Here is a 20,182-nt window from a genome sequence, read left to right as displayed (position 1 = left end):
TAGGCTACTAAAACTTACTTGTCGTTCAATGCCACTACGCCTGGAAGTACTTTACCTTCCATGAACTCGAGCGATGCACCGCCACCTGTAGAGATGTGGTTCATCTTGTCAGCCAATTTGAACTTCTCAGCTGCTGCTGCGGAGTCACCGCCACCAATTACAGTGTAAGCTTCTGTCTCAGCGCAAGCTTCCGCTACTGCACGAGTACCGTGGGAGAATGGCTCGATTTCAAATACGCCCATTGGTCCGTTCCACACAACCAATTTGGAGTTTTTGATTACATCAGCATAGATCTCACGTGTTTTAGGACCGATGTCGATACCCTCCCAATCTGCTGGGATACCATCGATGTCAACGATTTGTGTGTTTGCTTTCGCACTGAAATCGTCAGACACTACGATATCTACCGGCAGGTAGAAGTTTTTGCCCAATTTTTTCGCTTTTTCGATAAAACCAAGAGCAACATCAAGTTTGGAGTCATCCAGCAAGGATTGTCCAATTTCATGTCCTTGTGCTTTGAAGAACGTGTAAGTCAGACCGCCACCGATGATTACGTTGTCTGCAATGTTCAGCAGGTTGTCGATTACATCGATTTTGTCCTTAACTTTGGATCCACCAATAATAGCTGTGAAAGGACGCTCAGGGTTGGAGATTGCTTTACCCAACACTTCAAGTTCTTTCTCCATCAACAAACCGGACACTGCTGGAAGCAAGTGAGCGATTCCTTCAGTCGAAGCGTGTGCTCTGTGAGCCGCGCCAAACGCATCGTTAACGAAAACGTCAGCCAGTTCAGCAAATTGTTTTGCCAGTTCCGGATCGTTTTTCTCTTCGCCTGCGTGGAAACGAACGTTTTCAAGCAACAATACGTCGCCGTTGTTCAGTTCAGCGATTTGAGCTTTAACAGCGTCACCAACAGAACCGTCAGCTTTAACAACTGTTTTACCAAGCAATTCAGACAAACGCTCAGCTGCTGGAGTCAAACGCAAGGATTCAACCACTTCGCCGTTAGGACGACCCATGTGGCTTGCCAAAATGACTTTAGCGCCTTTTTCAATCAAGAAGTTGATTGTAGGAAGCGTTGCACGAATACGTTTGTCATCTGTAATTTTACCATCTTCGAGCGGCACATTGAAATCTACACGGACAAAAGCCCGTTTTCCTGTCAATTCGATATCGCGTACACTTTTTTTGTTCATCTGTATTTCCTCCGCACCCATGTATTTGGTGGACCAATCAAGAGCTAAAATCCCTCGTAAATCCTGGTGTTTTTGAGAAATTTGCAAAATGTAGATATATAAAGAGCGGAAACAATATAGCATCTGTTTCCGCTCTATGTTATTACAGATATTACTTAATCATTTTTGCAAAGTGCTCCAAAGTGCGAACCAATTGTGCAGTGTAGGACATTTCATTGTCATACCAAGCTACAGTTTTAACCAATTGTTGGTCGCCAACAGTCAGAACTTTAGTTTGAGTTGCATCAAACAGGGAACCGAAAGTGATTCCTTGGATATCGGAAGATACGATTTCGTCTTCTGTGTATCCGAAAGTTTCTGGATCGGAAGCTTCTTGCATAGCTGCGTTAACTTCTTCAGCAGTTACTTTTTTGTTCAGAACAGTTACGAGCTCAGTCAGGGAACCAGTAGCTACTGGTACACGTTGAGCTGCACCATCAAGGATGCCTTGCAGTTCTGGGATTACCAGACCGATTGCTTTAGCAGCACCAGTTGTGTTAGGGATGATGTTTTCAGCTGCTGCGCGAGCACGACGGAAGTCACCTTTAGGGTGTGGAGCATCCAACGTGTTTTGGTCGCCAGTGTAAGCGTGAATTGTAGTCATCAAACCTTGAACGATTCCGAATTTGTCTTGCAGTGTTTTTGCCATAGGTGCCAGGCAGTTTGTTGTGCAAGATGCGCCGGAGATTACAGTTTCAGTACCGTCGAGGATTTCATGGTTTACGTTGTAAACGATGGTTTTCATGTCGCCAGTAGCTGGTGCGGAGATAACAACTTTCTTAGCTCCACCTTTCAAGTGTTTCTCAGCTGCTTCTTTAGTTGTGAAGAAACCAGTACATTCCAGAACGATATCTACGCCCAGGTCGCCCCAAGGAAGTTCTTCTGGGTTACGGTTAGCCAATACTTTAACTTCTTTGCCGTTCACTTTGAAGAAGCCATCGTGTACTTCAACATCGCCATCGAAGCGACCTTGAGTTGTATCATATTTGAGCAAATGAGCGAGCATTTTAGCGTCAGTCAAGTCGTTGATTGCTACTACCTCGATGCCTGCTACATTTTGAATACGGCGGAATGCCAAGCGTCCAATACGTCCAAAACCGTTAATACCTACTTTAATCATGAGTAAGTTCCTCCCAAGTTTTGATTAATTTTTTATGAAACTTATATATTCAAGACAGACGGTGAAGTCCGTCAAGACAACAATAGTTGTGATACAAAGTAAAACCTTATTCCATTTCAGCAACGATGACTTCGGCAGCAGCCTCATCAATAATCAGAATATCTTCCTGACCAAATCGTAACACGGAATGTATAGCAGCAGCTTTGCTTTTGCCACCTGCAATTCCAATCACAACATCGGTTCGTTCAATATCCTGAAGTCGCATACCCAGTGTAAGCATGGTATGTACCACCTTACCCTGATCATTAAAGTAATAACCGAAAGATTCAGATACGGCCCCTTGCTCCTGAAGTTCATCTATAATCTCCGTCGCAAGTTTGCGTCTTTTGGCCATCTCTACGGCATCACCAATTCCATGAATAACAATCCGTGATTGCCTGATCAGCTGCAGAATCTCCTGAACACTAGGGTCCTGGATTAATGATTCATAGGCATGATCACTGAGCAAATCCGGTACATGCAGGAGTTTGTATTGCGCCCCTACCCGTTTTGCCATTGTGGATGCGATCGTATTAGCCTGAATTTCAAGGCTTTCTCCAAGTCCACCGCGTGCTGGTACGAACCAGACACCTTTGAGCGATGTTGGCGGATTTAGTTGTTCTGCGACTTCGGCCGTTGTTGAACCACCAGTAACGGCGACAACGTCGTTGTCACTCATGATATTGCCGAGAGCCTTCGCTCCGGCTCTGCCCAGTTCCCTTTTGGCAAATGGAGAAACGTCCGAATCGCCAGGAACCACAACTACCTTTTGCAGACCGTAGGCTTGCTTGATGCGCTCTTCCAGCTCGGATAATCCGAACAACTCTTTGGCTACGGGCTCTAACTGCTGCAGCAAATCATACCCTGCCTCGCTGATCTTCATTCCTGCACTGTCAATTTCAATAAGTCCCTGAGCCTTTAACAGATCGGTCTCAGCCCTCAGAACCCGCTCGGTCATCTGCATGGAATTAGCTAACGTTCTCCGTCCGATCACATCCGATAACATGATCTGTTGTAGAATCGTATACCTCTTTTTCAAGATATCCATGAGATCAGGCAGAAGCTGCTTTTGTACTTCTAAAATCGTTCGCATGCTTTCCACTCCCGCAAGTTCTCGTTCTAAGCTCTCTTTCATGGCCCTAAAACGTCCCGGGTTAACTTTTTAAGTCCCACGTCTATTCTACCTAAAACTGACGTGACATGCAAGTGTTTCAACGTGTTATTTCGACACGCATTCAGCGTTTGTACGCGCCTATTTTCACAATCCTAGACTTCCATGATCAAGGACTAGCTCACGCATACCATATATAGAAGAAACAAATGAATTCAATCTACATATCGCTCAGAATCACATTTCATACGGCATGTCCAAAACCTCTAATAGCATTTACTTAAATGCACTCTTTATCCACTCTTCTTCATCATGATCATTTTTAGCTCAATCCAAACCAACATACATAACGAACTGCTTGCAATTAAATATTCCATGAGCTATAATCATTATTGCTGTCACATAATGTGCGCCCGTGGTCCAATGGATATGACGTAGGCCTCCGAAGCCTGAGATCCAAGTTCGATTCTTGGCGGGCGCGCCATTTTTATTTAACAGCTCATAACCCATTTAACCAATGAAACCGGAAAGGTTTCTTTTTTTTGCAAGTTAGTTTGACTTTCTTTGACTTTTTGTTTGGAATTGTTTATTATGTGGGTAATACGGTAACAGTTTAAGTATAAACACCAATAACATTTACATTCCAAGGAGGTTTTTCACGTGAGTTTTATTCCAATGGTCGTTGAACAGAGCAACCGGGGTGAGCGCGCCTACGACATCTACTCCAGATTGCTGAAGGATCGTATTATTTTCCTTGGTAGCGATGTTAATGACGTAGTGGCTAATGCCATTATGGCACAGATGTTGTTCCTGGCTGCGGAAGATCCGGAGAAAGACATTCACTTATACATCAACAGCCCAGGCGGATCGATTACAGCCGGTATGGCCATTTACGATACAATGCAATTCATCAAACCGGATGTATCTACCATCTGTGTAGGTATGGCGGCTTCCATGGGTGCATTCTTGCTGAATGCCGGTGCAAAAGGTAAACGTTTTGCATTACCAAACAGTGAAATTATGATTCACCAACCACTTGGTGGTGCACAAGGTCAGGCTTCTGACATCGAAATCCGTGCTCGTCGCATCCTGAAAATGCGTGATACGTTGAACCGCATCATCTCTGAGCGTTCAGGTCAACCGCTGGAGCGGATTGAGAAAGATACAGATCGTGACTACTTCATGAGTGCTGCTGAAGCCGCCGATTACGGTATCATTGATAAAGTCATCGAAAACGTAGGATCACAAGGCATCTAAGTGTGACGTAGACCACGGTCTATGCGTTAACATAATCAACACCTAACGTAATCAGCAACATATAATTGTGTTGTCTATACGAGAAGAAGCCCTCATCATAATTATGATGGGGGCTTCTTTTTTCATTTTATAAGGAAGAAAACTTAAGAGTGCATAATAATGATTCTTTATTTGGTTCCATTTACATTATTGAAAGGTTCCGTGCCTTTAGGGAGAAGCTCTTTGTACGTAAATGGCATTTCAGGGAATCCCTCTGCGTACGCCGTATACTCATACAACTGGAAGAACACAACTACACCCGTTGGTGTCACATAGAAATCTTGATCTTTATTTAACCCTTTATAACCGTCGAGGTATCCACCGCGGGCTTTCAGTTGTTCACCCACTTTTTTACTCAACGTCTCGCGCATGGTTTTGTTATTTTGCAGCACATCATCTAACGTAAGCTCCTTACCTGTGTCCAGTGCAAAGGTGTGGCCCGTACGGTACGTCATACCATGAGCGCCAGCATAATCTTCGTATCGTTGTGTAATGAGTCCCAGCACGCCTTTTTCGTTGTACGTCACTACATAGGAGCTCTCAAATGCATATGGACGGTTGGCTGTTGCACCGCCGAATTCAGATGTCTGTTTCTTGAAGTCAGCTACATACGCATCCACTTCGTCTTTCAACACTTTGTTGATCGCCGCTTCAGCTTCTTTGCTGGCAAGTCCACTCACTTGCGGATATTGAACATCTACTTCAGCATTTTTTACAGTAACATTAACTGTTGCCGCTTTAATTTTAACGTTATTTTGTTTCACTTTGCTGAGTGTCAACGTTTTGGTTTTGCTATCCCAATTCCCCTGTACACCCAGATAATCTCTCATTGCCGAGAATGGGATATATAATCTGCCGTTGATCAGCTTTGCGTCCACTTGAGGATAATAGTTGTTAATTCGAACACTCGGCTCGCCATCCAATAGGCTGATCGTCATTGTGTTATTGGCTGCTGTCAAAGCGTACTCTTTGGTTTTCGCATCATATTTCAGCGTTCCACCTGCCACATCTTTAACTGCCGTAAGAGATACCCAAGTTGAACCACCTTGAAGAAGTCCTTTTTGAGTCAGTGTTTTTCCACCCGACTTCAGGGTCACCTCAGCTGTGGTTGTCACTTTCGAGGATACCGATGCCGCCTGAACCGAACTGTCCTGCCACACCGAACCGCTACCTACAATAATTCCTGCTGCGAGCAATGCACTTGTCCATTTTTTCCATGATGTCATATATAAAACTCCTCTCCGAATTCACAATTAGGGATCATTGCGTATGTAATCCTGACCTGATCGCATATCTCATACGCTCACCTCTCTATTATAATTAACCCGATTTCGGAAAGGTTTACAGCTCGAGTTACAATGTTGATGAATATCAGTAGGAAAATATATGGGGATATGACCTTTTTGTCACGAACAACTATACAAAAAAGATACCAATATACAACATTTCATGTTGCTTCGAATAAAGTTCCCTCCTATCTAACTTCATCAAAGTTTGCTTTTCCAACAAAAAAAGACTCTGTCCACAGGACAAAGTCTTTGTCATTATTTCGTTGTACCCTTCAAATGACACTTATAAAGGTTACTTGAGCTTACAATCCTTAGTTCACTCTTGTTTATTTCATTTCATACGTGATATTCAGGATTGTGCTTACTTTAACCTGGCCTGTTTCAATCTCAGTGCCACCTGCTGTATCTTGTGCTTTGGACATCAACGCCTCGCTTGCATAGAATACAGGCACATTGGCATCACCTTGGCTCACGGAAAGAACAGCACCCAGTTGACGTTTAACTGCTTTTGCAATGGCGCCCGCTTTCACATCTGCATTGGCAACAGCTTTTTCAATCACTTGGGACTCATAACTTTCCGGATTTTCTACAGTAAAGCGCACGTTTTCAATATTGTTGGCACCCGCACCCGAAGCAGCATCGAGCAACTCGCCAATCTTATCCATCTGACGATATGTGACTGTCAGCGTATGATGCGCTGTATATCCTTTAATTTGTTGTCCGTCTTTTTCGCTATACGTATAGTTGGGTTGTACAGAGAACTGACTCGTTTGAATGTCGTCTGCACTGATCTTCCACGTATTCTTCAGCAAGTTGGATACCTTTTGAACTTTGGCAGCATTCGCTTTTTGAGCAGATGCAGCTGTCTCTGCAGTACTGTTCACACCAATGGACAGATAAGCGATATCAGGCTTCACCTGAATCTCACCTTTACCCACAACATTAATCACATTCTGTTGTACACCCTGAACCTCTGCAGCGTAAGCATAGTTACCTGGTGCAACCCATGCTGTTCCTCCAATAAGCAACGTACTTGCCACCAGCACCGCACCAAACGGTTTCATCCATTGTTTACCCATCACGATAGCCTCCTTATGTGTTAACATCTCAAACTTTAAACGATTTGATACCTTAACAGACGGGACAAATTCCATAATGTTGCACTTGACGATAGCATAAACGTGAAAAACACAAAAAAGCCCCTTTCGGGACTTCTTCATTAGATTGATCATATCTTATTGGTTTTCGAGCTCTTCCTTGCTTACCAGACTAACTAAAGCGTTTACAGCCTGTTCGGCATCCGCGCCTTCTGCACTAATCTGGATTTCCGTACCTGTGCTAATTGCAAGGCTCATGATCCCCATGATACTTTTTGCATTAACTTTTTTGTCGTCCTTCTCGACGAACACTTCAGACGAGTACTTATTCGCTTCTTGAACGAACAGTGCCGCAGGTCTGGCATGGAGACCCGTTTTCAAACGGACAACTACCGGGTGCTTTGTCATGGAAACTTACCCCCTATTATGAAATCTGGACATTAAATACACAATTATATTTATACAACATTATACCATTAACCCGTGCAGGACACTAGAAGAAAAAACTCAGGGTGCTTTGGAGGACATTATCTTGCCCTAATTTCATCTTTTGCACAGCGCATCCAATGACCTAAGTGAGTCTCCCAGATCCTTAACGGCTGACTTTCCCGACCTTGTTACTTTACCCTACTCCGTCTTAACCATAACGTTCTGTGCGTACTTTCTCAGCCAGCTCATCAATTTTACGAAGCCGATGGTTCACTCCCGACTTGCTGACTGTACCTTTAAGGAGCTCGCCAACTTCCTTCAAGTTGATATCCGGATGAGCGAGTCGAACTTCCGCCACTTCGCGAAGCTTCTCAGGCAAAGATTCCAGACCAACTTCCTTTTGTAACAACCGGATATTATCGATTTGCCTCACCGCCGCTCCGATGGTCTTATTCAGGTTGGCGGTCTCACAATTGACAATCCGATTAACGGAGTTACGCATGTCGCGCATAATCCGTACGTCTTCAAACTTGAACAAGGCCTGATGAGCACCAATGATGCTGAGCAGCTCAATGATTTTCTCGCCTTCCTTAATGTATAGGATGAATCCTTTTTTCCGTTCTATACACCGGGCATTCAGATGAAATTCATTGGCCAGGTCAACCAGTGCCTGACAGTGCTCTTCATACATGGACGCAATCTCCAGATGGTACGAGGAACCTTCCGGATTATTAACCGATCCACCGGCCAGAAATGCACCGCGAAGATAGGCCCGTTTACAACAGTTTTGTTGAAACAATTCCGTACTGATCCCTGGGGTAAAGAGAAAGCCCTCAGATACAATATGAAGACTATTGAGAATCTCCTGTACCATGGTTGGAATACGAACAATATATACATTGTTCTTTTTCAGCCGCATTTTTTTGCGGACCAGTAATTCCGTATGCACTTGAAAATGCTTTTTAAGCAGAGAGTATGCCCGTCTTGCAATCGCGGCATTCTCCGTCGAAATATCCAAGATCACTTTTTTATTCGATAACTGCACTGCACCAAGCATACGGATGAGGGCTGAAAGTTCCGCCTTTTCGCAGCACGGTTCGCTCTCGATCATGGTTAATTCTTTTTTGGTCTGTGCTGCAAACGACATGGGACTTCACCTCTTCCGTAACATCCAATTTTGTACCAGTTGGTAGATGTGATGACTTAACTTGTCAGCATCATGACGCAGATAGGTTTTGAACAGAACAAGGGTATCTGCAACCACCTGATAACCGGCACTTTCGAGTACATTCATATCCAGTACAACCGGTTTTGCTCCTTTTTCCGCATACTTATTTTGCACTTGCAGCGGAATATCACCATTATTTACGATAACATAGTCGAAGAGCTGATGACCTATATGCTCGTGTACCGCCTTAAGGTGGTCACTTACCGTATAGTTATCTGTTTCTCCCGGCTGTGTCATCACATTACAGATAAACATCTTCACCGCATCAGCCTCTACCACAGCTTCTGCAAGCTTAGGTACGAGTAAATTGGGAAGGATGCTTGTATAGAGGCTGCCTGGCCCGATCAGAATAGCATCAGCTTGACGAATGGCCTCTACTGCCTCTGGCAACGGCTCCACGTGATCCGGTTCAAGGAAAACACGTTTGATGCGTCCACCCGCCTCAGGGATTTTGGACTCACCTGTAATAATTGTCCCATCTTCCATCTCGGCATGCAACACAACGGCCTGGCCTGCGGCTGGCAATACCTCACCTCGAACGGCAAACACGCGGCTAAGCTCCCGCACTGCGGTCACAAAGTCGCCCGAAATATCCGTCATTGCAGCCAAAATCAAATTTCCCAAGCTGTGGCCTGCAAGCCCCGCGCCTGTATTGAAACGGTACTTCAACATATCTGAAAGCAATGGTTCTACATCAGCCAGTGCCGTAAGCACGTTGCGAATGTCGCCCGGAGGCGGCATCTGTAGCTCATTGCGCAGGATGCCTGAACTTCCACCGTCATCTGCAACTGTGACGATGGCCGTGATATCCAGCGGCTTCTCTTTCAAACCGCGCAGCATCACGGATAATCCGGTTCCGCCGCCCATTACAACTATTCTCGGACGTTCTCTTCGTGGTCCGGCCTCTTTCATCCCTTCACCCTCTTCAATGACGGTCCCGGTCAGCGTCGCGATGGCTCACGGTAACAGCTTCTGTCTCGCTGCTTCCCAACATCTTGCCCAAATATTCCGATATTGCTACCGAACGATGCTTGCCTCCGGTACAGCCGATTCCAATAATAACCTGGCTTTTGCCTTCCTTCCGGTATTGCGGAATCAGGAAATGCAGCATATCCAGCAGCTTGGTCAGAAACGCCTGTGTCTCTGGCCACTTCATAACATATTCGTACACATCACTATTCTGTCCCGTATTCGGTCGCAAATGATCAATATAATGTGGATTCGGTAAAAAACGTACATCAAACACCAGATCAGCATCAATCGGAATCCCATACTTGAATCCAAACGATGTAATATTCACCGACAGCATTTGGCTCTCGAGATGAGAAAAACGGGATATGATACGTTCTTTCAGTTGAGCAGGCTTCATTGTACTTGTATTCAGTACCTGAGTCGCAGAGTTTTTGAGTTCCTCCAACATCTTGCGTTCCAGTCGGATGCCATCCAGCGGCATGCCCTCAGGAGCCAGAGGATGTCTGCGCCTGCTTTCTTTGTAACGCTGAACAAGTACAGAATCTGTAGCATCCAGGAATAAAATCTCGCAATGAATGGTAAAATGATCTTTAATATAGTTCAAAGACTCGGACAGAGCCGTAAAGAATTCACGCCCGCGCAGATCGATAACCAATGCAACCTTACCAATCTTGCCGTTTGACTGTTCAATTAGTTCCGCAAATTTTGGAATCAATACCGGCGGCAGATTATCCACACAGAAGAAACCCAGATCCTCCAGGCTTTGTACTGCAATGGTTTTACCTGCTCCGGACATGCCCGTAATGATAATGAGCGTGGCGCCTGTGCCTGGTGATCCTTCACCTTCAAGCATAAATGTCCCCTCCTTATCATATTGCTGTCTTCATATATTGTTACGAGGATACTAGGAACGCAAGAGAAGACCTGCTGCACCCACAATACCTGCATTATTACCAAGTGTAGCTTCCAGAATCTGAACCCCATCTTGCAACGGTTCTGGCGTCAGCTTAGCAAACACAGTACGGATTTCATCAAACAAGAAATTGCCCGCTTTGGATACGCCGCCACCGATGATGAACATCTCCGGGTTAATGACAGCTGCTACAGTAGCCATGGACTTGCCCAGGTAAAAGGCCGCACGATTCACAATGCGCTGTGCCACTTCATCGCCTGCCTTGGCAGCATCAAATACTTCTTTGGCTGCAATCTTGTCGACGAGTGCCAGTGACGTATGATCCCCGCGCTCTACGGCATCCTTTGCCATACGGATAATACCCGTTGCAGACGATACTGTTTCTACACATCCCATTTTACCACAACCGCATTTGATGGCTTCCAGATCAGGTACAACACTGATATGACCCAGTTCTCCCGCCATACCGGAGAAACCCTGATAAATGTTACCATTCAGGATCAAGCCTCCGCCAACACCCGTACCGAGTGTATAACATACGCAGTTGTCTACGCCTTTACCCGCACCTGCCCAGACTTCACCCAGTGCAGCCACGTTTGCATCGTTATCTATTTTGATTGGCTTGCCCAGACGTTCTTCCAGAATCGAACGAATGGCCACATTCCGAAATCCGATGTTAGGGGCATGAACGATAATTCCCTCGCGTACATTCGTGAAACCGGCCACTCCAGCACCTACACCCTCAAGCTGTTCCCAACTGTACGGTGATTCGGCTACGATATGTCGGACATACTTCTCGATGTTGGCGATGACCGTGTCTACGCCCTTATCCACTTCAGTCGGTCCTTCATACGTATGCATTAGCTGACCTTGTTCATCGCATATACCGACCTTGATTGCTGTTCCGCCGAGATCGACCCCAACGTAGATTTTCTCAGACATGCTGCAAGCCACCTTTATCTATCTAAAATAGTTTAAGTCCTACGTACCAACTATAATTGAAGGATACGCCTGGGTCAAGACGAGAAGACCTCTAGTACCTCCTGCTCCGCCGGGGTTGTGAACCACATCACGCACCGTTTTTGAATACGTATACATCCTCATTACCTTCATTTATAAACGCACGCTTTATTCCTTCCTCCCCATAACAGAGGAAGCCTCAACTCATGATATTGCATCTTCACTCGTTCCATTCATAAAAGATCAACATCGTCCCCTCATATAGGTGACTCATCTTATGCACCCCGCCACCTGTCATTTTTACGCAGAAAGCTATCTAATGACGGTATTGCCAACAAAAAAAGAGCCTTCCATCCACAGGAAGGCTCCCTTACTTTTATGAAAATCTAAAATTGTAGAAATTGGGCTGACTCAGTTGATTTTTCTACGTTATAACTTCGTTTCCACACGTACCGGCTCTTCCGTCTTCTCCATCTTGTTCACATCCAGAATATCGAGCAGGAAGACAAAGATCGGAATACCAATGATCAGTCCCCAGATCCCCAGAAAGTGTTGCGACAGAATTAGTACGATAAAGGTGTAGAACATTGGCAATTTGGTCTTGTGTGCCATCAGTTTTGGATTCAGGAAGTACGTCTCCAAAGCATGAATAACAATAATCATGATGATCACAATAATGCTTAATTTCAGTCCACCCATCTGATACCCAATCAGACAGAGCGGTACAAGTGAGATGATAACCCCCGCAACGGGAACCAGACTGAGCATGAACACCAGAATGGTCAGAGCGAACAGATACGGGAAACCCAGAATCCATAAGCCCAGTATCGTCAGTACCGTATTAAACACCGCAATAAGAAGCTGTGCCTCAATGACTTTACCAAAAGAAGATACGAACTTGTCTCCCAGATAAGCAACTTCATTGTAGAACCATCCAATTTTACTTGTTTTGAACTTGGACGTGAACTTGGATATCTCCTGCTTCTGCAACAAGAAGAACAGACTCAGAATGATGACGAGCAGAATAAACTCCAGCCATTTGCTCAAAGCGAAAATATATTTCAATGCATCATTGGTGTAATTTTTAATATCGAAGGATTGAAGATAACCCGCAATTTTGGACGCAAAATTATCACCGTCTGCACTATCCAGAAATTTCATAATCTCGTTTGTCAACTGGACGACCTGATCCACGATCCGTGGTGAATATCTGGAAATGCCAAGCACAATGACTGCAATCACAATCATATAGAGTAGGATGACTACAACTTTATAATTGATTGGAAACAACCGATTTAAACCACCTGTAATGAAATGCTGTAACCTGTTCATGACATACGTCACCAGGAACAACAGCAGAATCATGTGCAGCATACTCCCCATACTGAACAAAATTAAACAGAACAAGAGCAGGATTAAAAATCGTCTCACTGTCGCATTCTGTAACCAATCTTTTATCATTTCCCCCAAAATCTTCACCTCACAGCTAATATGCCCTATATGTATACGATCTCATGCCCACTGTAGTTTCAAAAAAAGAGAAGCCTTCCGGCTTCTCTCATTTCATGAGACTTCCCGTTGTCTCTTATTCCCAGCATATGCCTAACCTCACGCATGTAATGCTTATTTATCCAACGTTTCGCTCCAATCATGGACAATGCTTCCTTCAAGGAACTTCTCACAATCCATTGCCGCCATACATCCTGATCCTGCAGCCGTAATAGCTTGACGATACTTCGTATCTTGAACATCGCCACAGGCAAATACACCTGGAATATTGGTCTCCGTTGTTCCGGGTTTAACGACAACATAGCCATGTTCGTCCAGTGCAATCGCATTACCCAGGAATCCGGTATTCGGTGTGTGACCAATGGCAACGAATACGCCATCTGCTTCAAGCAACTCTTCCTGCCCCGTCTCGTTGTTGCGCACTTTCAGCCCTTTGACACCCAAAGCTTCTGGTACGACCTCGAGTGGAGTACGGTTCAGCGCCCACTTCACCTTTTCATTGCTGCGAGCCCGATCCTGCATAATCTTGGATGCACGTAATTCATCCCGGCGGTGAACCAATGTCACGTCTGTTGCAAAACGAGTCAGGAAACTCGCTTCCTCCATCGCGGAGTCTCCACCGCCCACGACCACGATTTTTTTGCCACGGAAGAAGAAACCGTCACATGTCGCGCATGTACTTACACCACGTCCCACATTTTCCTGCTCGCCCGGAATACCGAGATAACGAGCGGAAGCACCTGTGGAGATAATGATCGATTCAGCTTCCAGTTCACCGATTCCTCCAACTTTGACCTTGAAGGGCGGTTTGCTGAAATCAACCTCTTCCACCCAACCGTTTTTGAATTCCGCTCCAAAACGTTCAGCTTGCTTACGCATGTTGTCCATCAGTTCCGGACCCATGATACCTTGCGGGAAACCGGAGAAATTCTCAACTTCCGTTGTCGTCGTCAATTGACCACCCGGCTGAAGACCTTCGATAACCAGTGGTTTCAGATTAGCACGAGCCAGATATATCGCTGCTGTCAGACCCGCAGGTCCCGTTCCGATCACAATCGTTCTGTATTTAGACATATAGATACAGCCTCCTTAATTAAGGTGAGAATGTGTTGTACTAGCGATGAACTTGCCAAGATGATATCCTACAGGCGTTTACGAAGCCCATTCGTTAAGTTTACCCGTTTTCCCGGTTGTTGTATCCTTCACCTGATGATGTCTTTCTGAAAACGAGTTGAAGCGAACTTTCTATACTAGTGGTGGCTTGCTGTTACAAACCGAATGAATCTGTTTAGCATACTTGCTAACCGTTGATGCCGATATCCCATACCGCTCAGCAATGCTTTGATAGGTAACGGGCCGACTGTGATTCTTCGCTGCCAAATATTCAAGTCCTGCAGCCCAACCCTCAATCTGCTTCGTACCCGGAACTTCCGGATGTACCCGGGATACATAATCCGTCCAGAGCCGTTCCATCTCGTGCTGCAACTCAGCCTTTGCTTCGGACATCTGTAACGCACGATCAACAACAGCCTGCCAATGGGAAGTTGATCCAGTGTCCGATTGCTCTGATGTGGATGGAACCTTCCCAATAGACTTCAAGGCTATAGGAGAAAAGGGGCGAACCACCTGAGAATTCCGATCCTCATGTTCAGCCGATTTCAATCCGTTCAGTACAGTTTGTGCTGCCTCAAGCAGATCCTTTTCTTCTCCAGGCTCTTCAATAAAGGATTGCAGAGCCTGTTGCACCTCATAGTCACCGATCATCCCAAGCGCATGAATAACCTGTAGCTTGGTTGCCCGATCACCATGACGCAATGCCCAGAAGAAGGATGAGCGAATCAGTGGATCATTCTTCATTTCTTCAGGTATGCCACTACCGTAGTTCTCCCACTGTCTGAATTGCTCATCAAATGGCAGATGATAGTGATAGCTCAGCTTCTCTGGCTCTTGCTCGCCTTGTTTTACAGCCTCAAGACCTGACAGATAATACCGGGATACTTCGGAACCCGGATCAAGCTTGGACACATGATGCCATAAACGCTCAGCAGCATCATAACGTTCTGTATTATAAGCCGCCACTGCTGCATAGTGAGCAAGTGCCGGATCAGCAGCTGTCTCTTCGTCCTTGAGCAAACGCCGGAAGTGAACATAAGCCGTATCGTGTTGGCCCAGAATTCCCATCGTTGTCGCCAGTTTGTAGACTTGTTCGTGCTGGAATGGCACGATGACCCGCAATTTTTTGATCAAAAGCAGTACTTGATCAGCCCGGTTCTCATTTTGATGGAAAATGGCCAGATTACAGAGTGCATGCAGATTCCCTGGTTCCTGTTCAAGCACTTCGGCAATAGTCTCTTTTGCTTTGGGAAACAGACCCATATAATAGTAGGCGAGTGCCAGATTGTTACGGGCAGCCAAGTAATCAGGATAATCAGAAGACATGCCTTCGAGCAATTCAGCAGCCTGTGCAAATTTTCCTTCTTCCAGCAGTTCCCGTGCCTGATCGTGCTCCACTACACCTTTGCGTGATTTGATTCGATTCAGTTTAGTCGGACGATCCAGCTCATAATACAGAAGCTCCATCATCTCTTCGGCTTCCGTCATGAACTGACCTTGAGTGTCCTCCTCCAGATAGGTAACAAGTGCTTGCTCGGCTTCCTCAAACCGATCCATATTTGCATAATTGTTCGCCATATAAAAATAACATTCCGTCATCGATGGATCTACCACTTCCAGCACGTTAGCCAGAATGGCATTGGAGGCTTCGTAATCCCCCTTCTCCGATAATATACCCGCCATATTACAATGATTTACCGGATTTTCCGGTTCGTATTCAACAGCTTTGCGAAAATATTTTAATGCCTTGTCGACATGATTACGGTCCAGCGAGCGGACAGCTCTTTCAAAGAAGAAAGAAGCATCCAAGTGAATCGGTATAATATTGGCAAGGTGTCCCTCAGCCCGCACTAGCTTGCCCTTCATCTTCCAAGGCACCTCCTCTTTGCATTTCATTCATACTCTTCAGTATACCACATCTTAAGGCCCACTTCTCAATATGTAGTTTCATGTCGTTTATGAAAAAAATGCAAAAGAAGATGATATTCCATTTTGCGGAAACCTATCACCTTGGAGCGTTGTTTATTCAAAGGAAAACCATGTTTACCTAGAGACTCCTACACTCACTTACCATAGGCTCTCTTTGCAGTATTGCATTAGTCTATTCTTGTCGGTTACGCGGCATTTAACTGGATTCGGTCCGGTTATAATAATACGAGTGTAGTCTATGGTATTATTATCCTCATTGTCCTTTTTAGTGGTTTATCTCCATTAAAAATTAAACAACGTATATTAGCTCTGTCCGTCAGCCTCTTTTTCGCGTATGTAATAAAAAATAAAGACACATCATTATTATTTTAAGGGGATGTTATATTGAGGATCTCAAAGATAAAACCACTTATATTCATCTTAATATGCTTGTTTGCTTTGAATGGATGTTCAAAAGATATAGAAAACATAGAAAATAAGTTCACATTAGAGGATGTACTGAGCGCGCTCGAGTCTCAAGAACTGGATTTAGTGTCCTTTGGTATAACCGGGTATCCTTTGAAATTAGATGATGTTGTACCTGAGGTGTACTCCGTTGAAGTGCCCGTGGAAGAAGAACCATATAGCCCTGAATTTATACATTTTTATATTTTCAATTCAGAAAAGGGTCGCATCAACGGGACAAAAGAATTCAATAAACACATGGAAAGCGCCCAATTCACAACATTCCCTTTTCTATATGAGAAAGGAAATGTTCTTATCGTTTACTGGAGCAAAACCAAAGATGATCCTCTGTTCACTAAACCAATCGAAACTGCGTTAGAGCAACTTAAATGATCATAGTTCATACATTACTGGACTGAGCTGGACAGTGGGAATATCATTTTAGAACGTTAATTGCAGTCATTCGTCGTTCGTAAAAAAAGAAGACCGAGCATTTGGGCTCGGTCTTCTAACTATTATGGCTTAAATATCTAATAAATCTAGATTTTCGACGCCATCGAAGGAGAAAGTGAAATATGAAGGGTTTTATCAAACGGCGTCATGAAATTGACCAGCACAACCTTACACTTGTCCGGCAGTTTTGCCTCACGTACCGTTGCCGCCAGATGACCCAGTTCGCCCCCGGTGATCTCCAGCCAGTCTTCTCCGCAGGTATAGCGTAATGTACCGCCTTTCCACAAATAGTGACCCTCACTCGTTTCAATCGCGTCCTCACAGGTCAGCTCACCTTCGCTTCCGAATACAAAGGATAACTGCATCATAATGTCCTCCGGTTCCTGTCCAGATAGATGCATGTTCCATCCGTTTTCCGTTGGCTGTAATTCTGCTCCTACACGGAATGTCTGCTCATGAGTAAGCTGACGACTCTGATGAGGTAACAAATACCATGGACTTATATCTGATGCAGCCGATTCTGGCAGCAGGTTCGCAGGGATTGGGCCGTAATAACCTTTTTTCTGCTCACCAGTTAGTCGATAGCCTTCGGACAGCCTCGTCATTTGCTGCATAGGTACATACCCTGGATTAAAGTAAGAGGCCAGTTGCACAGCCAGCAGGCGCACCTTGCCATGACGAAGAGCGAAGAAAGAAGGAACTTCTGTCATCACAGTCACACTTGTAGCGCCATCCCGAATTCGGGCTACTGGAGCACCAAAATCCGTATGCATCCGACTGTGAGAGATCCGTCCGTGATGCCCTACTGAGTCCATCTGCTCCAGATATTCTCCCCGTACAAAATGTTCATTCAGCATGACCTCATACTGTTCCGGTAATGCATCACGTGTATCATTCGTCTGCTGAAGCTCCGGCTCAAGCATTAATCGAATGAGCGTATTCACCGAACATACTCCCGGATCTGTCAATGTATCTCCAGCCCAGGCTGCCATACCGGCTAAGAGTGGATCACCGTCCAGCCGAGCCAAAATGGCATAAGGCAGATAATAAGGTGACAGATCATGAACACTGCCCAGATCCTGTCGCCCTGAATAATCCGTAACAATTTCACCCGTTGGATGGACCAGATACACCATCATGCGGAGATTAAGCCTCACTGGTTCCAGCAATTCAGGACGATTGAGCAGGCGCGCAGCATGAATTAACATGATGTCGCTAACTGCGCTGTATATCCCATTGCTCCGTTCTGTCCACTCCCCATCGGGTGTAATATCCATGCCTTCATCCATCCACTGCTCTGCGCGCTGCACAGCTTCCTCCAGATCAAATATTTCATGCAGGAAACCAAGCGCCGCGCATAGCACCCAGCGATGATTGGGCGTATGACAACCTCCCGTAAGCATGGTTGGGATTGTCCGTTCCAGAAACAGCCTCATATTGTTCAATACAGGTTGAAGCGGCTCCCATTCTTGCTGCTGAAGAAGCTGATACAACTGTGAATACCCCACAACGACAAATGCAGTATCTGGAGGGGAATGGTAATTGGTCCAGCCAGGCGATATTGAACCGTCTTCATGCTGGAAGCGGAGTACAAATTCCGTAGCTAACAGCAGTCGATTTAACAACGATTCATCCCGGTAATAGATAGAGTCCGGATTGGAGAGCGCAGCTCCCCAGTAACACATATCCGTGGGCGTTCCAGTCGTATGGTTGACCCAGGCAACACCTGTGAAGGGATCAATTGTCCCTCCATAGTAACGGCTTTCCGGGTCAAGCATCTGCCGGGATATGCCTCTTTCTACCGCTCTGTCATTACTGTCCACCAGTTGTTTGTACATGTGCAGTCCCCTCCATACCAATGCATTCTCCCGATGTGCGGAGTATGTTGCTTCAGTGCCTTCAATTCAGACCGGAAGCCTACTCATACCGCCCGTAGGTGAGTTCATTTTTCTCGTCAGTATATATCATATTTCTACAAAAGTCGCCAGAAAATCTGTGCTTGTTTTACTAAATACTCATGTGTCTCCGTCACTGAGGAAACAGTCGTTGAACACAGGCTGTGAACATGCAAACTGTTCCCCACTTCACCGCGCCTACTCTGTCACTCCAAGCTTCTTCATTAGCAAGTCATGACTCTCATGAATCTCTTCTGCCTTACAGGCAGACTTCAACTCATACACCTTCACCTGTGCGCGACGAATCATCGGCAGATAGGCATCATAGAAGTTCATATCCTTACTGTGTACATACGGGCACCAGTGATCCGAGAGACCAAGTGTCTCATGGATATGGACCCCTACGATATCATCCATCAGGCCTTGCATTTCTCCCACACTGTCATAAAGGCCCATTCGGTCCATCATGATGGCATGACCGGTATCGTACCAGATACCAACCGGAGCCCCTTTGAGAGCTGTGATGATGGTCTTGGCTTCGGAAAGGGTAGGAATCTGTTGTGGTCGGGATCTCGTCTCGATACCAAAACGAACATCCAGACCTTTAGCTGCCGCCCGATTGCATACCTCATCGAGACTGGCGATAATTTTCTCTACATACCCTGAACTGAGAGCTTCCCGCCGCTCCATCAATTCAGCCCATTTGCTGTGATACTTCGGTGAATCCGGACCTTCCTCGTTATAGATCTTTCCAAGGTCTTTGCTGATATCCTCAGGAAAAGGTACCTCTCCCGGGTGTACAACAACAGCTTCTCCCCCATAACGTTGGGCATATTCAGCCGACTCTACCAGCAGTTCGATCGCCCGCTTGCGTTTCACTTCATCTTCGAAGCCGAGCAAGATGGAATCCGTACCGTAGTCTGGATCAGGGTCATGTGGAAAGGTGTTGTGGACACTAGAAATTCCGATCTCTCCACGCTCAATCATGGGCTCAATCGTCGTGAGCATCTCCTTCGTCACATTATAATTGAGCTCCACCCGACGAAAGCCGAGATCCGCAATCTCCCGAATCATATCTTCCCCTATGGGATGTTTCCTGATGTTCCAACATGTTGAGAATGAGTATTCGCCCTTGTCTATGTGCTGCATC

17 protein-coding genes and 1 tRNA gene are annotated in these 20,182 nt (G+C 45.5%); 3 read left to right on the top strand and 15 right to left on the bottom strand.

Annotated elements, in window-relative coordinates; all coding sequences use genetic code 11:
• Positions 1 to 14: 14 nt before the first annotated feature.
• The 3 genes from C170_RS26885 to C170_RS26875 all read right to left on the bottom strand — a co-directional run bounded on the left by C170_RS26885 (position 15) and on the right by C170_RS26875 (position 3,487).
• Positions 15 to 1,196 (bottom strand): phosphoglycerate kinase, encoded by a 1,182-nt coding sequence (locus C170_RS26885; RefSeq protein ID WP_036616219.1) that lies wholly within the window; start codon positions 1,194 to 1,196, stop codon positions 15 to 17.
• A 151-nt stretch (positions 1,197 to 1,347) separates the two neighbouring features.
• Complete coding sequence (gap, locus tag C170_RS26880) at positions 1,348 to 2,355, bottom strand: type I glyceraldehyde-3-phosphate dehydrogenase (RefSeq protein WP_017691243.1); 1,008 nt, start codon at positions 2,353 to 2,355, stop codon at positions 1,348 to 1,350.
• A gap of 106 nt (positions 2,356 to 2,461) precedes the next feature.
• Positions 2,462 to 3,487 carry a sugar-binding transcriptional regulator gene (locus tag C170_RS26875; RefSeq protein ID WP_036616216.1) on the bottom strand — a complete coding sequence of 342 codons (1,026 nt, stop codon included), beginning with the start codon at positions 3,485 to 3,487 and terminating at the stop codon, positions 2,462 to 2,464.
• A gap of 427 nt (positions 3,488 to 3,914) precedes the next feature.
• Here C170_RS26875 and C170_RS26870 point away from each other — a divergent pair.
• Both C170_RS26870 and clpP read left to right on the top strand, forming a co-directional pair.
• Positions 3,915 to 3,989: transfer RNA gene (locus C170_RS26870), tRNA-Arg, on the top strand.
• Between the two features lie 176 nt (positions 3,990 to 4,165).
• The gene (clpP, locus tag C170_RS26865) at positions 4,166 to 4,762 is read left to right on the top strand and encodes an ATP-dependent Clp endopeptidase proteolytic subunit ClpP (protein WP_017691245.1); all 597 of its coding nucleotides are present in this window, start codon (positions 4,166 to 4,168) and stop codon (positions 4,760 to 4,762) included.
• Between the two features lie 167 nt (positions 4,763 to 4,929).
• Here clpP and C170_RS26860 read toward each other — a convergent pair whose 3' ends face one another.
• The 10 genes from C170_RS26860 to C170_RS26815 all read right to left on the bottom strand — a co-directional run bounded on the left by C170_RS26860 (position 4,930) and on the right by C170_RS26815 (position 16,177).
• Complete coding sequence (locus C170_RS26860) at positions 4,930 to 6,027, bottom strand: stalk domain-containing protein (RefSeq protein WP_036616213.1); 1,098 nt, start codon at positions 6,025 to 6,027, stop codon at positions 4,930 to 4,932.
• 389 nt (positions 6,028 to 6,416) lie between these two features.
• Entirely contained in the window at positions 6,417 to 7,169 is a 753-nt protein-coding gene (locus C170_RS26855; RefSeq protein ID WP_051447418.1) for an SIMPL domain-containing protein, read from the bottom strand.
• Positions 7,170 to 7,325: 156 nt separating this feature from the next.
• Positions 7,326 to 7,595, bottom strand: coding sequence for an HPr family phosphocarrier protein (locus C170_RS26850; protein ID WP_017691248.1), 270 nt, complete (start codon positions 7,593 to 7,595; stop codon positions 7,326 to 7,328).
• Positions 7,596 to 7,824: 229 nt separating this feature from the next.
• On the bottom strand, positions 7,825 to 8,763 hold the full coding sequence (gene whiA / locus C170_RS26845) for a DNA-binding protein WhiA (RefSeq protein ID WP_036616210.1): 939 nt from the start codon (positions 8,761 to 8,763) through the stop codon (positions 7,825 to 7,827).
• A gap of 6 nt (positions 8,764 to 8,769) precedes the next feature.
• On the bottom strand, positions 8,770 to 9,756 hold the full coding sequence (locus C170_RS26840; RefSeq protein ID WP_017691250.1) for a gluconeogenesis factor YvcK family protein: 987 nt from the start codon (positions 9,754 to 9,756) through the stop codon (positions 8,770 to 8,772).
• Between the two features lie 13 nt (positions 9,757 to 9,769).
• Positions 9,770 to 10,669 carry an RNase adapter RapZ gene (rapZ, locus tag C170_RS26835; RefSeq protein WP_017691251.1) on the bottom strand — a complete coding sequence of 300 codons (900 nt, stop codon included), beginning with the start codon at positions 10,667 to 10,669 and terminating at the stop codon, positions 9,770 to 9,772.
• A gap of 51 nt (positions 10,670 to 10,720) precedes the next feature.
• Positions 10,721 to 11,671, bottom strand: a complete 951-nt coding sequence (locus C170_RS26830; RefSeq protein WP_017691252.1) for an ROK family glucokinase — start codon at positions 11,669 to 11,671, stop codon at positions 10,721 to 10,723.
• Between the two features lie 447 nt (positions 11,672 to 12,118).
• Entirely contained in the window at positions 12,119 to 13,150 is a 1,032-nt protein-coding gene (locus C170_RS26825; protein WP_036616412.1) for an AI-2E family transporter, read from the bottom strand.
• Positions 13,151 to 13,312: 162 nt separating this feature from the next.
• Entirely contained in the window at positions 13,313 to 14,272 is a 960-nt protein-coding gene (trxB, locus tag C170_RS26820) for a thioredoxin-disulfide reductase (RefSeq protein ID WP_036616207.1), read from the bottom strand.
• A gap of 171 nt (positions 14,273 to 14,443) precedes the next feature.
• Entirely contained in the window at positions 14,444 to 16,177 is a 1,734-nt protein-coding gene (locus C170_RS26815; RefSeq protein ID WP_036616205.1) for a tetratricopeptide repeat protein, read from the bottom strand.
• Between the two features lie 447 nt (positions 16,178 to 16,624).
• Between C170_RS26815 and C170_RS31085 the strand changes: the two genes are divergently transcribed.
• The gene (locus tag C170_RS31085) at positions 16,625 to 17,077 is read left to right on the top strand and encodes a hypothetical protein (RefSeq protein ID WP_036616202.1); all 453 of its coding nucleotides are present in this window, start codon (positions 16,625 to 16,627) and stop codon (positions 17,075 to 17,077) included.
• A gap of 146 nt (positions 17,078 to 17,223) precedes the next feature.
• On the opposite strand, the gene C170_RS26805 is transcribed toward C170_RS31085, so the two are convergent.
• Complete coding sequence (locus C170_RS26805) at positions 17,224 to 18,975, bottom strand: hypothetical protein (RefSeq protein ID WP_036616200.1); 1,752 nt, start codon at positions 18,973 to 18,975, stop codon at positions 17,224 to 17,226.
• 255 nt (positions 18,976 to 19,230) lie between these two features.
• Positions 19,231 to 20,181 (bottom strand): sugar phosphate isomerase/epimerase family protein, encoded by a 951-nt coding sequence (locus tag C170_RS26800; RefSeq protein ID WP_036616197.1) that lies wholly within the window; start codon positions 20,179 to 20,181, stop codon positions 19,231 to 19,233.
• Position 20,182: the final 1 nt, after the last annotated feature.

The organism is Paenibacillus sp. FSL H7-689 (assembly GCF_000517905.1).
In the GTDB taxonomy this organism is placed as follows: domain Bacteria; phylum Bacillota; class Bacilli; order Paenibacillales; family Paenibacillaceae; genus Paenibacillus; species Paenibacillus amylolyticus.
Note: the sequence above shows the minus strand (reverse complement) of the source record. Positions and strands in the feature narration are given on the sequence as shown.